General features: G+C 69.6%; 13 protein-coding genes. 8 read left to right on the top strand and 5 right to left on the bottom strand.

The annotated features are described in order from the left end of the window. Positions 1 to 3: 3 nt before the first annotated feature. From hpxZ to AC07PA_RS18015, 8 genes are all read left to right on the top strand, one after another. Positions 4 to 384 (top strand): oxalurate catabolism protein HpxZ, encoded by a 381-nt coding sequence (hpxZ, locus tag AC07PA_RS18050; protein ID WP_494607611.1) that lies wholly within the window; start codon positions 4 to 6, stop codon positions 382 to 384. A gap of 65 nt (positions 385 to 449) precedes the next feature. After that, positions 450 to 1,571 (top strand): BMP family ABC transporter substrate-binding protein, encoded by a 1,122-nt coding sequence (locus AC07PA_RS18045; RefSeq protein WP_494607609.1) that lies wholly within the window; start codon positions 450 to 452, stop codon positions 1,569 to 1,571. Between the two features lie 13 nt (positions 1,572 to 1,584). After that, the gene (locus AC07PA_RS18040; protein ID WP_494607607.1) at positions 1,585 to 2,679 is read left to right on the top strand and encodes an ABC transporter permease; all 1,095 of its coding nucleotides are present in this window, start codon (positions 1,585 to 1,587) and stop codon (positions 2,677 to 2,679) included. Further along, the gene (locus AC07PA_RS18035; protein WP_494607605.1) at positions 2,676 to 3,602 is read left to right on the top strand and encodes an ABC transporter permease; all 927 of its coding nucleotides are present in this window, start codon (positions 2,676 to 2,678) and stop codon (positions 3,600 to 3,602) included. The genes AC07PA_RS18040 and AC07PA_RS18035 overlap by 4 nt, the downstream gene beginning before the upstream one ends. Before the next feature lie 12 nt (positions 3,603 to 3,614). After that, positions 3,615 to 4,316, top strand: a complete 702-nt coding sequence (gene biuH / locus AC07PA_RS18030) for a biuret amidohydrolase (RefSeq protein WP_494607603.1) — start codon at positions 3,615 to 3,617, stop codon at positions 4,314 to 4,316. Positions 4,317 to 4,334: 18 nt separating this feature from the next. Next, positions 4,335 to 5,942, top strand: coding sequence for an ABC transporter ATP-binding protein (locus AC07PA_RS18025; protein WP_494607601.1), 1,608 nt, complete (start codon positions 4,335 to 4,337; stop codon positions 5,940 to 5,942). Then, positions 5,939 to 6,625: a cysteine hydrolase family protein gene (locus AC07PA_RS18020; protein ID WP_494607599.1), complete on the top strand. Its 687-nt coding sequence runs from the start codon at positions 5,939 to 5,941 to the stop codon at positions 6,623 to 6,625. Before AC07PA_RS18025 ends, AC07PA_RS18020 begins: the two co-directional genes overlap by 4 nt. Positions 6,626 to 6,641: 16 nt before the next feature. Next, positions 6,642 to 7,388, top strand: coding sequence for a GntR family transcriptional regulator (locus AC07PA_RS18015; RefSeq protein WP_494607597.1), 747 nt, complete (start codon positions 6,642 to 6,644; stop codon positions 7,386 to 7,388). Between the two features lie 8 nt (positions 7,389 to 7,396). Here AC07PA_RS18015 and AC07PA_RS18010 read toward each other — a convergent pair whose 3' ends face one another. The 5 genes from AC07PA_RS18010 to AC07PA_RS17990 form a co-directional block, all read right to left on the bottom strand. Then, positions 7,397 to 8,770 (bottom strand): MmgE/PrpD family protein, encoded by a 1,374-nt coding sequence (locus tag AC07PA_RS18010; RefSeq protein ID WP_494607595.1) that lies wholly within the window; start codon positions 8,768 to 8,770, stop codon positions 7,397 to 7,399. Between the two features lie 81 nt (positions 8,771 to 8,851). Continuing rightward, positions 8,852 to 9,832, bottom strand: coding sequence for a Bug family tripartite tricarboxylate transporter substrate binding protein (locus tag AC07PA_RS18005; protein ID WP_494607684.1), 981 nt, complete (start codon positions 9,830 to 9,832; stop codon positions 8,852 to 8,854). Between the two features lie 170 nt (positions 9,833 to 10,002). Continuing rightward, on the bottom strand, positions 10,003 to 10,668 hold the full coding sequence (locus tag AC07PA_RS18000; RefSeq protein WP_494607593.1) for a GntR family transcriptional regulator: 666 nt from the start codon (positions 10,666 to 10,668) through the stop codon (positions 10,003 to 10,005). Between the two features lie 41 nt (positions 10,669 to 10,709). Further along, the gene (locus AC07PA_RS17995; protein WP_494607591.1) at positions 10,710 to 11,687 is read right to left on the bottom strand and encodes a Bug family tripartite tricarboxylate transporter substrate binding protein; all 978 of its coding nucleotides are present in this window, start codon (positions 11,685 to 11,687) and stop codon (positions 10,710 to 10,712) included. A gap of 29 nt (positions 11,688 to 11,716) precedes the next feature. Then, on the bottom strand, positions 11,717 to 12,712 hold the full coding sequence (locus AC07PA_RS17990) for a quinone oxidoreductase family protein (RefSeq protein ID WP_494607589.1): 996 nt from the start codon (positions 12,710 to 12,712) through the stop codon (positions 11,717 to 11,719). Positions 12,713 to 12,722 lie beyond the last annotated feature (10 nt).

Raw genomic sequence — 12,722 nt, 5'->3', positions numbered from 1 at the left:
ACCATGCCCTACCCCATCAACCAGCCCGACGTGCTTGCCGAAGTGCAGGCCGTGTTCGCCCGCTACGAAGATGCGCTGGTGAACAACCAGGTCGACGTGCTCGACGAGCTGTTCTGGGACAGCCCCCACACCCTGCGCTATGGCGCCACCGAAAACCTGTACGGCTACGCGCAGATCCAGGCGTTTCGCGCCGCACGCCCGCCCCAGGGCCTGCAGCGGCGCCTGCTGCGCACCGAGATCACCACGTATGGCAGTGACTTCGCCACGGCCAACGTGGAGTTCCAGCGCGAGGGCAGCGCCCGCACCGGCCGCCAGAGCCAGACCTGGCTGCGCACGCCAGCCGGCTGGCGCGTGGTGGCCGCCCACGTGAGCCTGCTGGACTGACCCCGCTCCTCTTTCCCCCTGCAACCCACCTCGCCGAAAGGACCGCCATGAAACCCGAGAAACCCATGTCCCGCCTTGCCCACCCGAACCGCCGCGGCGCCCTCCAATCCCTCGCGGCGCTGGGCGTTGCAGGCACTCTGGGCGGCTGGGCCCAGCAGGCCAACGCGCAGGCTCCGCTCACCGTGGGCGTGATCTACGTGGGCCCACGCGACGACTACGGCTACAACCAGGCCCATGCCCAGGCCGCGGCCGAGCTCAAGAAGATGCCCGGCGTGAAGGTGGTCGAAGAGGAGAACGTGCCCGAGACCGCCGCCGTGCAGAAGACCATGACCGGCATGATCGCGCAGGACGGTGCCAAGCTGCTGTTCCCGACCTCGTTCGGCTACTTCGACCCACACCTGCTGGCCTTGGCCGCCAAGTACCCCGACGTGCGCTTTTCGCACTGCGGCGGCATGTGGACCGAGGGCAAGCACCCCAAGAACGCGGGCAGCTTCTTCGGCTACATCGACGAGTGCCAGTTCCTCAATGGCGTCATTGCCGGCCACATGAGCAAGAGCGGCAGGATCGCCTTCATCGCGGCCAAGCCCATTCCGCAGGTGCTGCGCAACATCAACGCCTTCACGCTGGGCGCGCGCTCGGTCAAGCCGGGCATCACCTGCAGCGTGATCTTCACGGGCGAATGGTCCATGGCCGTCAAGGAGGCCGAGGCCACCAACAGCCTGGCCGACCAGGGCTGCGACGTGTTCACCATGCACGTAGACGGGCCCAAGGTCATCGTCGAGACCGCCGCCAAGCGCGGCAAGATGGTCTGCGGCTACCACGCCAGCCAGGCCAAGCTGGCGCCCCAGGCCTACCTGACGGGCGCCGAGTGGAACTGGCTCACGGCCTACACCACCATCATCGAGGCGGCGCGCACGGGCAAGCCGCACCCCAACTTCCTGCGCGGGGGCCTGAAGGAAGGCTTCGTGAAGATGTCGGCCTACGGCCCGGCCGTGAGCGATGCGGCGAAGAAGCAGGCCGACGAGACCAAGGCCAAGATGGTCGCGGGCGGCTTCGACATCTTCAAGGGCCCGCTCAAGACCAACAAGGGCAAGGAGGTCATCGCCAGCGGCAAGTCGTTCAAGCAGACCGACCTGGAACTGGAAAAGATGGACTACCTGGTCGAAGGCGTCCAAGGCTCTTTCTAAGCAAGGGACTGCCATGCACCCGGCCGCCAAGGACATTCTCCTGCCCGTTGCCGCCATCGCGCTGGCGCTGCTGCTGTTCGGCGGCTTCGTCGGCTTTGCCGGCGTGAACCCGCTCGACGTGTGGGCGACGCTGTTCAAGGGCGCCTTCGGCGACTGGTTCTCGTGGCAGAACACCCTGCAGCGCGCCGCGCCGCTGATGCTCACGGCCCTGTGCGTGGCGCTGCCCGCGCGCGCTGGCCTCACGGTGATCGGCGGCGAAGGCGCGCTGGTGCTCGGCGGCCTGGCCGCCGCGGCCCTGCCCATGGCCGTAACCCTGCCCACCAACGCGGCAGGCACGGTGCTGGCCTGCGCGGCGGGGGCGGTGGCCGGCGCACTCTGGATCATGCTCGCGGGCTGGCTGCGCCAGTACCGCGGCATCAACGAGACCATCAGCAGCCTGCTGCTGTCCTACGTGGCCATCGGCCTGTTCAAGCACTTCGTGGAGGGTGCGTTGCGCGACCCGGCCAGCCTGAACAAGCCGGCCACGCCCAGCCTCAGCCCCGGGCTGCTGATCGGCGGCATTGGCGGCTCGGACGTGCACTGGGGCCTGGTGTTGGGCGTGCTGGCCTGCGTGGCCCTGGGCCTGTGGCTGCATTTCACGGCCTCGGGCTTCTCGGTCCGCGTGGTGGGCGGCAACCCGCGCGCGGCGCAGCTCGTGGGCCTGCCGGCCACGCGCCTGGTGCTGCTGGCCTGCGCCCTGGGCGGGGCGGCGGCCGGGCTGGCCGGCGCAGTGGAAGTGGCGGCAGTGCACACCAATGCCAACGGGGCGCTGATCGCGGGCTATGGCTATGCAGGCATCCTCGTGGCCTTCATCGCGCGGCACAACCCCATCGCCATCATCCCCGTGGCCATCGTGTTCGGCGGCTTTGGCGCGGCGGGCAGCCTGCTGCAGCGGCGCCTGGGCCTGCCCGACGCCTCGGTGATGGTGCTGCAGGGCATCGCCTTCGTGCTGATCCTGGCCAGCGAGGCGCTTCGCGACGTGGATTGGCGGGCCTGGTGGGCCCAGCGCCGCAAGCGGCCCGAGGACACCGGCACCCCGGCACCCACTGCCCACGTGGAGGCCATATGACCGCTGACCAATGGATTGCCCTCGTCGCCGCCATCGTGGGCGGGGCCCTGCGCGTGGGTGTGCCCTTCCTGTTCGTGAGCCTGGGCGAATGCCTCACCGAAAAGTCGGGCCGCATCAACCTGGGGCTGGAGGGCGTGCTGGTGCTCTCGGCCATGGCGGCCTTCGGCGGCGCCTACCTCACGGGCTCGCCCTGGCTGGGCGTGCTGGCCGGTGCCACGGCAGGCGCCCTGCTGGCCACGCTGCACGGCGTGCTGTGCTCGCTGCCGCGCGTGAACGACGTGGCCACCGGCATCGCGCTGATGCTGCTGGGCACGGGCCTGGCCTTCTACCTGGGCAAGCCGCTGATCCAGCCGCAGGCCCCGCAGATCCCTGCGCTGGCGCTGGGCGGCTGGAGCGACTCGCCCGTGGTGCAGTCGGCCCTGCAGGTCAATGCCCTGCTGCCGCTGGGCGTGGTGCTGGCCGTGCTGCTGTGGTGGGCCTTTGCACGCACGCGCTGGGGCCTGCTGGTGCGGCTGGCGGGCGACTCGGCCAACGCCACGCGGGCCCTGGGCTATTCGGTGCCGGGCATCCGCATCGCGGCCACGGCGGCGGGCGGCTTCATCGCCGGGCTGGGCGGCGCCTCGCTGACCCTCTTCTACCCCGGCAGCTGGAACGAGGGCATCTCCAGCGGCCAGGGCCTGATCGCCGTGGCACTGGTGATCTTTGCGCGCTGGAGCCCCCTGCGCTGCCTGGTCGCCGCCCTGCTCTTCGGCGGCGCGGGCGCCATCGGCCCGGCCCTGCAGTCGGTGGGCGTGGGCTGGGGCTACCACCTGTTCAACACCGTGCCCTATGTGCTGACCCTTCTGATCCTGGTCGTGACTTGCAAGCCCGGCAGCGTGGCCACCGGTAGCCCGGGCGAATTGTCTTCCACCAAACAGTCTTGAAGGACCTTTCACGTGACCACAGCCACCACCCGCCATGTCCAGGCCAACCCCTATGCCTGGCCCTACAACGGCGACCTGCGCCCGGACAACACCGCGCTGCTCGTGATCGACATGCAGACCGACTTCTGCGGCATCGGCGGCTATGTGGACGTGATGGGCTACGACATCACCCTCACGCGCGCCCCCATCGCGCCGCTGCAGCGCCTGCTGCCGGCGATGCGCGCGCAGGGCTTTCGCATCATCCACACGCGCGAAGGCCACCGGCCGGACCTGGCCGACCTGCCGGCCAACAAGCGCTGGCGCTCGCGCCAGATCGGCAAGGAGGGCCTGGGCATCGGCGATGCCGGGCCCTGCGGGCGCATCCTGGTGCGCGGCGAGCCGGGCTGGGAGCTGATCCCCGAACTTGCGCCGCTGCCCGGCGAGGTGGTGATCGACAAGCCCGGCAAGGGCTCGTTCTACGCCACCGACCTGGACATGGTGCTGCAGCTGGCGGGCGTGCAGAACCTGATCCTTGCCGGCATCACCACCGACGTCTGCGTGCACACCACCATGCGCGAAGCCAACGACCGGGGCTACGAATGCCTGCTGCTCTCGGACTGCACGGCCGCCACCGACCCGGCCAACCACCAGGCCGCGCTGAACATGGTGACCATGCAGGGCGGCGTGTTCGGGGCGCACGCCACTTCGGCCGAGCTGTTGATGGCCCTGGAATAGCCCACAAGGGATCACGCGATGTCCGACCATTTGCCCGATCACCCCATTGGCGCCCTGCCCGCCGGCACCGGCGCCCTGGCGCTGGAGACCTGGAACCTGACCAAGCGCTTCGGCAGCTTCACCGCCATGGACCGCGTGAGCATGCGCGTGGAGCCCGGCAGCGTGCATGCCCTGCTCGGCGAGAACGGGGCGGGCAAGAGCACGCTGGTCAAATGCGTGGCGGGGTACCAAAGGGCCGAGGAAGGCGCCATCCTGATCGACGGGCGCGAGCAGGCCATCGCCAACCCCATCGTCGCGCGCAGCCTGGGCATCGGCATGGTCTACCAGCACTTCACGCTGGCGCCGGGCATGACGGTGGCCGAGAACCTGCTGCTGGCCGGCGGCCAGACCCCGGCGGTGATCGACTGGCGCGCCAAGCGGGCCGAATTGCAGGCCTTTCTGGCCACCACGCCCTTCCAGCTGGACCTGGACGCCCGCCCCTCGGAGCTGGCAGCCGGCGAAAAGCAGAAGCTCGAACTGCTCAAGCAGCTGTACCTGCGCCCGCGCCTCTTGATCCTGGACGAGCCCACCTCGGTGCTGACCCCGCAGGAGGCCGACGAGGTGCTGGGCCATGTGCGCGCCTTTGCGCAGAGCGGGCAGTGCAGCGTCATCATCATCACGCACAAGTTCCGCGAGGTCATGGCCTATGCCGATGCGGTGACCGTGCTGCGCCGGGGCCAGGCCGTGCACCATGGCCGCGTGGCCGATACCGGGCCACAGGCCCTGGCCCAGGCCATGATGGGCGAGACCGCCAACGCCCCGTCCATCGCCGTCCGCCCGGCGCCGGCTGCCGACACCGAAGCCGCACCGGGCGAGGTCGCGCTGCAGGTGCAGGGCCTGCAGGCCCCGGGCGACCGCGGCACGCTGGCCCTGCCGGGCCTGGACCTCGTGGTGCGCCGGGGCGAGGTGCTTGGCGTGGCCGGCGTGTCGGGCAACGGCCAGCGCGAACTGGTCGAGGCCCTGGTGGGCCAGCGCCCGCGCCTGGCCGGCCGGGTGCAGGTGCTGGGCCGGGATTACACCGCCACGCGCGCGCAGAACCGCGAGCTCAAGGTGCGCAGCCTGCCTGAGGAACCGCTGCGCAACGCGTGCGTGGGCGACCTGTCGGTGGCCGAGAACATGGCCCTGCGCGACTTCGACCAGCCGCCGCTGCGCCGCGGCGGCGTGCTGCGTTTTGCCGCCTGGCGCAGCCGCGCGCGCGAATGGATCGCGGGCTACGGCGTCAAGACCCAGGGCGAGGGCGCGCCCATCCGCAGCCTGTCGGGCGGCAACGTGCAGCGTGCGGTGCTGGCACGCGAGCTGGCGGGCGAGATCAACGTGCTGATCGCCGCCAACCCCGTGTTCGGGCTGGACTTCGCGGCCGTTGCCGAGATCCATGCTCGCATCCTGGGCGTGCGCGAACGCGGCGGGGCCGTGCTGCTGATCAGCGAAGACCTGGACGAACTGCTGGAGCTAGCCGACCGCATCGTGGTCATGAGCGAGGGCCGCATCGTCCACGAAACCCCGGCCGCCATCGCCGAGCGCCATGTGCTGGGCGCCTACATGGGCGGCGGGCACGACCACACACCCCACCAGGAAGCCTCCGCATGAGCCTGCGCACCATCCACGCCAACCCCTTCGCCTTTCGCTTCGAGCTGGCGCACACCGCACTGGTCATCATCGACATGCAGCGGGACTTCATAGAGCCCGGCGGTTTTGGCGAGACCCTGGGCAACGATGTGTCGCTGCTCGAGGCCATCGTGCCGGCCTGCCAGGCCGTGCTGCAGGCCTGGCGCGCCGCAGGCGGCCTGGTGGTGCATACGCGCGAATCGCACCGGCCCGACCTGTCCGACTGCCCGCCCGCCAAGCGCCTGCGCGGCAACCCGCAGCTGCGCATCGGCGACGCGGGGCCCATGGGCCGCATCCTGGTCGCGGGCGAGCCGGGCAACCAGATCATTCCCGCGCTGGCCCCGGTGGCCGGCGAGATCGTGGTCGACAAGCCGGGCAAGGGCATGTTCTACGCCACGGGGCTGCACGCAACCCTGCAGGCGCGCGGCATCACCCACCTGGTCTTCATGGGGGTGACCACCGAGGTCTGCGTGCAGACCAGCATGCGCGAGGCCAATGACCGCGGGTATGATGGCCTGCTGCTGGAAGACTGCACCGAGAGCTACTTCCCCCCCTTCAAGGCAGCCGCCATCGAGATGCTGCGCGCCCAGGGCGCCATCGTCGGCTGGACCGCTCCATCGGCCGCGCTGCTGTCGGCCTTGGCCGACGCAGCCCCAGCCCCTTAGTTGCTAAAGTCGCCTTGTGCAGACACCCCGCCCCGCCCTCCCCCCTTCCCAGACGAAACCGGTGCGCAGCTCGCGTGCCGACGATGTGTACGCCCAGCTCAAGCGCGACGTGGGCGAGTTCAAGCTGGTGCCCGGCGACCGCTTCACCGAGAACGAGATCTGCGAGCGCCTCGGCGTTTCGCGCACCCCCGTGCGCCAGGCTTTGGTGCGTCTGCAGCAGGAAGGCTATGTGGAGGTGCTGTTTCGCAGCGGCTGGCGCGTGCTGCCCTTCGACTTCGACCAGTTCGAGCAGCTCTACGACCTGCGCATGGTGCTCGAGACCACGGCCGTGCACCGCCTGTGCGACGAGGGTGCCGGCGCGCTCAAGTCCATCCAGGTCGACCACCGCCTGCTCGACGAGCTCAACAACATCTGGCTGGTGCCCCCCGACCAGCGCAGCACCGACACCCTGCAGGTCGCCGCCTGGGACGAAGCCTTCCACTGCGCGCTGGTGCGCGCCGCCGGCAATGCCGAGATGGCGCGCGTGCACCGCGACGTGACCGAGCGCATCCGCATCATCCGCCGGCTCGACTTCACGCAGCAGGCGCGCATCGACGCTACGTACGACGAACACGCCACCATCCTCAAGGCCATCCGTGCGCACCGCGGCGATCAGGCCGCCATGCTGCTGCGCGCCCACATCCAGACCAGCCAGGCCGAGGTACGCAAGATCACCCTGCACCAGGTGCACATGGCGCGCAACGCACCGCTTGCCGCGGGCTGAGCCTGCGCCTATGCAGGCCGGGCCGCCTGCGCCAGTCCGCGCACGTCCGCCAACCGGCCGAGCTGCCAGCACGAAGCGATCAGTTGCACCGAGCGCTGCGCGCCAATCACCTGCGCAGCCAGGTCGTTGAACTTGGCTTCCAATGCCCCATCGGTCATGGGCCGTTGCAGCGAGCCCATGGCGTGGTCCACACGCACGTGCACGCGCTGGCCATCCCGGAGCACGGCGGTCACGTCCGCCGCGGCCTCGTCGATGGAATCGTCCACCGTGGCGACCACCTTGCGGCGCAGCGCGACCACGTCCTCCCGGTTGACGATGGCATCGTCGTACTCGCCCTCGCCGGCCTTGCCGAAGATCAGCCCTGCCGCACAGCCGTGGTACACGCTGAACTTGGCGGCCAGGCCGTCGGCCGGCTCCTTCTTGCCGGTGAGCTCCAGCACCAGTGAATGCACGCGCAGCTCGATGCGTTCGACGTCAGCCGCCGGCACCCCCCGCTCGCGCAGCTGCACGCAGGCATCGATGCTGGGGTGGATCACGATGCCGCAGGCAAACGGCTTGTAGGCGTTGAACGAGATTTCGAAGCGCTGCCCCAGCTCGTCGGTCATCTCCGACCAGGTGGCCTTGGGCGAGATCACCTGCACGAAGCCGCGCGGCGCCTCCAGCGCCCGCTCGCTGGCGGTGAAGCCCTGCTGCGCCAGCAGCGCCGACACCAGGCCCGCGCGCGCGGCGGCGCCGGGGTGGAATGGCTTGGTCATGGTGCCGAACTGTTCGCGCAGGCCCACGGGCTGCGACGCGGCGATGCCCAGCGCCATCTGGGTCTGGCGCACGTCCAGCCCGAGCAGGCGGGCACAGGCCGCAGCCGCCCCCAGCATGCCGGTGGAGCCGGTGATGTGCCAGCCGCGGTCGTAGTGGTCGGGGTAGATGGCATTGCCCACTCGGCAGGCCACGTCGATGCCGAGCACGAGGGCGTCCACCAGCTGGCGCCCGCTGGCTCCCGTGTGCTCGGCCAGCGCAAACGCAGCCGAGGCCACCGGGCCGGCCGGATGGATGATGGTCTTGAGGTGTGTGTCGTCGAAGTCGAAGGTGTGCGAGGTGATGCCGTTGACCAGCGCCGCGCTGGCGATGTCCACGCGCTCGCTGCGCCCGGCCACCGTGGCCTGGGGTGCGGGCTGCAGCACGGCGATGGCGGCCAGCGCCTTGTCGGCCGTCTCGTGGCGTGCCGCGCCGATGGCGCAGCCCAGCCAGTTCAGGAAGGTGCGGTGCGCTTCGTGCTCGACCGCGTCGCTCCAGCCGCGCGAGGGATGCTGCGCCACGTACTCGGCCAGGATGCGGGTGATGGGAGGGGCGTTGTGGTCGGCTGGGACCTGGGTATTGCGTGCCATGGATGGGAACTCGGGTTGAAGAAAGAGGAAGGAATGGCGAAACCGGTTCGGCTGAAGGAGCACCGCCGCAGACGGCAGCGCTCACGCATCCAGCGAAATCTTGCGTTCCCTGGCCAGGGCCGTCCAGCGCGCCACGTCGTTGCGGATGTAGGCGGTGAACTCCGCCGCGGCCATGGGCGACGGCTCCACGGCCTCGCCGGCCAGCTTGTCGAGCATCTCGGGAGCGCGCAGCACGGCGCCCAGGGTCTCGTTGAGCCTGGCGACGATGGCCGGGGGCAGGCCGGCAGGGCCGACCACGCCATACCACTGCACGGCATCGAGGTTCTTGAGACCCAGTTCCTCGAAGGTGGGTATGTCCTTGATCTGCTGCGCACGCGCCAGCCCGGTGACGGCGATGGCGCGCACCCGGCCCGAGCGCAGGTGCGGCAGCGCAGCGGCCAGGCCCGGGAAGCAGGCCTGCGTCTGGCCGCCGATGACATCGGTGATGGCCGGCGCCACACCGCGGTAGGGCACGTGGGTCAGCGGCGTGCCGAGCTGCTGGGTCAGCAGCTCCATGGTCAGGTGGGTGAGCGAGCCGGCCCCGGCCGAGCCGTAGCTCACCTTGCCGCGGTTGTCCTTGAGGTAGTCGACGAAGCCCTTGTAGTCCTTCACCGGCAGGTTGGCATCCACGATCAGCACGTTCGGTGTCGCACCGATCATGCCGATGGCCGTGAAGTCTTTGACCGGGTCGTACGGCAGCTTGCGCGTGGCCGGGCTGGTGCCATGGGTGGCCACGTAGCCCTGCATCAGCGTATAGCCATCGGCGGTCGCGCGGGCCGTGTTCTGGCAGGCGATGACGCCACCGCCACCGCCCACGTTCTCCACCACGAACTGCTGGCCGAGCACACGGCCCCAGCGCTCGGTGACGGTGCGGCCGATCAGGTCGCTACCGCCACCGGCGGCCACCGGCACGATGTAGCGGATGGGCTTGTCGGGATAGGCCTGCGCCCGTGCTACCTGCCAGCCCAGGCTGGCCGGGACGATCAAGGCAGGTACCGCCTGCAGAAGGCGTCGTCGTTGCATGCTCATGTCTGTCTCCTGTGGTCTTTCTGCGTGGCGGCCTTGCAGGGCAGGCCGCCATCACCGGGGCCGTGCCCTCAGCCCGTGCGTCGTCCAGGTGCCCGAACAGGCAGCACCTTGGCTATCCACCAGAGGCCATGGCACGCCGCATGGCGCACCAGGTACTTGGCTACTCAGCTGTCTTCGAAGAACGCCATCAGGCGCACCCGTCCCGCCTGCACATGGCGCTCCGCAGCGGCGCGGGCGCGCGCGGCGTTGTTGGCGGCGATGGCATCGAAGATCGCGCGGTGCTCGACGTTGGAGCGCCGCATGTTGCCCGGCGCATTGAAGTAACGCCGCCGCACCAGGTGCAGCTCCTTGACATAGTCGTCATAGGCCTGCTGCGCGCGCCGGTTGTTCGACAACTGCATGATCAGCGCGTGGAACTGCAGGTTGAGCTCGTAGTAGACGGTGCCCTCCCCCGCCTCGCAGGCCTGGTCCATTCCCGCAAGCAGCGCCTCGCAGCGCTGGCGGTGCTCTTCGGTCATGTGGTCGCAGGCGCGTTCGGCCGCGTAGCCAAACACCAGGGCGCGCAGTTCGTACAGCTCCAGTGCCTCACGCAGCGTGAGCTGGCGCACGTACACGCCCTTGTTCGGGACCGCGGTGACGATGCCCAAGCCGGCCAGCACCCGCACGGCTTCGCGGATGGGGCCGCGGCTCGTGCCCATGCGCAGGGCCAGCGCCGCCTCGTTCAGGCGGTCGCCCGGCTTGAACTCTCCGGCGTAGATCAGCTGCTTGAGCTGCTCCACGATGGAGTTCGAAAGGCCTGCGCCGCGGGGGACCGAAGGGGATGTCGTCATGGGGGTGGATCGTACCTGCGCCGGTTGCCGGGGCCATGCGCTCATTCGACCTTCACATTGGCGCTCTTGACGAGGCCGACCCAGAACTTGCCGTCCTCGTCGAGGAATCGGCCGAAATCCGCCGGCGAGCCGGACAGGGACACGTCGGTGCCGTCGCGCGCGAGCGCAGCCTTCACCGACGGCTTCTGCATGGCCGCCACAGTGGCCGCGAACACCTTCTGCAGGATGGGCGCCGGGGTGTTAGCCGGCAGGAACATGCCATACCAGAACTCGAGGTCGTACTCCGGCAGCCCGGCTTCGCGCATGCCCGGCAGCTGCGGCACGAGCGGCGAGCGCTCCCGGGTGCTGACCGCCAGGGCACGCAGCTTGCCGCTGCTGGTCATGGGCAGCACCGACGGCGAGGTGCCGAACGTGACCTGGGTGTCGCCGGCCATGACGGACTGGATGGCCAGGCTGCCGCCGCGGTAGGGCACGTGCGTCATCTCGGTCTTCGTCACCTGGCTGAACAGCGCCGCGCCCAGGTGCGGTGCCGAGCCATTGCCCGAGGTCGAATAGTTGAGCTTGCCCGGGTCCTTCTGCGCCGCCTTGATCAGGTCCTGCACCGACTGGATGCCGGTGGACGGATTGACCGCCAGCACCAGGGGCGAGGTGGTGATCCGGGTGACCGGCGCCAGGTCCTTGGCGGTGTAGGTGAGCTTGGGGTTGAGTGCCGGATTGACCGAGATGCTGCTGGGGCTGGCGATGAGCAGGGTGTAGCCGTCGGGCGCCGACTTGGCGACGATATCCGCCGCGATACTGGAACCATTGCCCGGCTTGTTGTCGATCACGACGGGCTGGCCCAGCTCCTTGGAGAAGGCATCACCCATGGCGCGGGCCACGTAGTCGGCCGCGCCCCCGGGCGCAAAGCCCACCACCAGCCGGATCGGCTTGGCGGGGTAGCTGGCCGCGCTGGACTGGGCGTAGGCACCGGTGGCGCAGGCCACGAGGGCCACCGCCAGCAGCAAAGGGGTCTTTTTCATCCGTCCGTCTCCTACTTTTTGGGGTTCGTTCACGTGGGCATGCGCAAAACGATCTTCCCGGCATGCGCGCCTGCTTCCATGCGCGCCTTGGCCTGGGCCAGTTGCGCAAAGTCCACCACTTCGTCGATCCGGGGCCGGATGCGGCCGTTGGCGAACAGGGGCAGCACCTCGGCCACGAAACGGGGGACGGCGGCCGACTTCTGCGCCTTGTTGCGCAGCTTGTTGGAAACGCCGAAGACGGTCAGGCGCCTGGCATGCAGGGTGCCGAGGTCGATGTCGGCGTGCACCACGCCGTCCACGTAGCCCACCGTGGCCAGCCGGCCTTCGAAAGCCAGGCAGCGGATGCTCTCGGCGAAGACGGTCCCGCCCACCGTGTTGATGGCCAGGTGCACGCCCTTGCCTGCGGTCGCCTCGAGCACCTGGCCCGAGAAGTCCGGCGCCCGGGTGGGAATTCCCAGGTCCAGGCCCAGCGAAGCCAGCAACCCGAGCTTCTCCCGTGAGCCGGAGGTGCCGATGACCCGCGCGCCCAGCGCCTTGGCCAGCTGCAGCGAGGCAACGCCCACGCCGGACGACACGCCGTTGATCAGCACCCACTGGCCCGCCTCGAGCCCGCCCTGCAACACCAGCATGTCGTAGGAGACCAGAAAGGTCAGCGGGATGCTGGCCGCCTCTTCCCACGACAAGGTGGCCGGCACGTGCATCGCCTCGGGGGCATCGATCAGCGCGTACTCCGCGAAGGCCCCCGCACACCGGCCCATGGTGCGGTCCCCGATGGCAAAGCCGGTGGTGCCATCCCCCAGAGCCACCACCTCCCCCGAACATTCGCCGCCGATGGCTTTCCAGCTGCCCGGCACGCCGTGCAGCCCATGGCCGGCGACGAATTCACCGCGGTTGAGCGATGCGGCGCGCACGCGCACCAGCAGTTGCTGCGTACCCGGCACGGGCACCGGCACGCTGCGCTGCTCCAGCAGCGACGCGTCCTCGTTCTGCTGCATCCAGTAAGACTGCATCTGGTTTTGGTCCATGGGTCGATTC

The organism is Acidovorax sp. GW821-FHT09B03 (genome assembly GCF_059418305.1).
The sequence above is the reverse complement of the archived record's forward strand: the minus strand, read 5'-3'. Positions and strand labels throughout refer to the sequence as shown.

Coding starts and splice junctions, on each gene's coding strand:
- AC07PA_RS17995 (WP_494607591.1), bottom strand. CDS start 11,687: ATGAAAAAGACCCCTTTGCTGCTGGCGGTGGCCCTCGTGGCCTGCGCC.
- AC07PA_RS18005 (WP_494607684.1), bottom strand. CDS start 9,832: ATGCAACGACGACGCCTTCTGCAGGCGGTACCTGCCTTGATCGTCCCG.
- AC07PA_RS18035 (WP_494607605.1), top strand. CDS start 2,676: ATGACCGCTGACCAATGGATTGCCCTCGTCGCCGCCATCGTGGGCGGG.
- hpxZ (WP_494607611.1), top strand. CDS start 4: ATGCCCTACCCCATCAACCAGCCCGACGTGCTTGCCGAAGTGCAGGCC.
- AC07PA_RS18000 (WP_494607593.1), bottom strand. CDS start 10,668: ATGACGACATCCCCTTCGGTCCCCCGCGGCGCAGGCCTTTCGAACTCC.
- AC07PA_RS18040 (WP_494607607.1), top strand. CDS start 1,585: ATGCACCCGGCCGCCAAGGACATTCTCCTGCCCGTTGCCGCCATCGCG.
- AC07PA_RS18010 (WP_494607595.1), bottom strand. CDS start 8,770: ATGGCACGCAATACCCAGGTCCCAGCCGACCACAACGCCCCTCCCATC.
- AC07PA_RS18025 (WP_494607601.1), top strand. CDS start 4,335: ATGTCCGACCATTTGCCCGATCACCCCATTGGCGCCCTGCCCGCCGGC.
- AC07PA_RS17990 (WP_494607589.1), bottom strand. CDS start 12,712: ATGGACCAAAACCAGATGCAGTCTTACTGGATGCAGCAGAACGAGGAC.
- AC07PA_RS18020 (WP_494607599.1), top strand. CDS start 5,939: ATGAGCCTGCGCACCATCCACGCCAACCCCTTCGCCTTTCGCTTCGAG.
- AC07PA_RS18045 (WP_494607609.1), top strand. CDS start 450: ATGTCCCGCCTTGCCCACCCGAACCGCCGCGGCGCCCTCCAATCCCTC.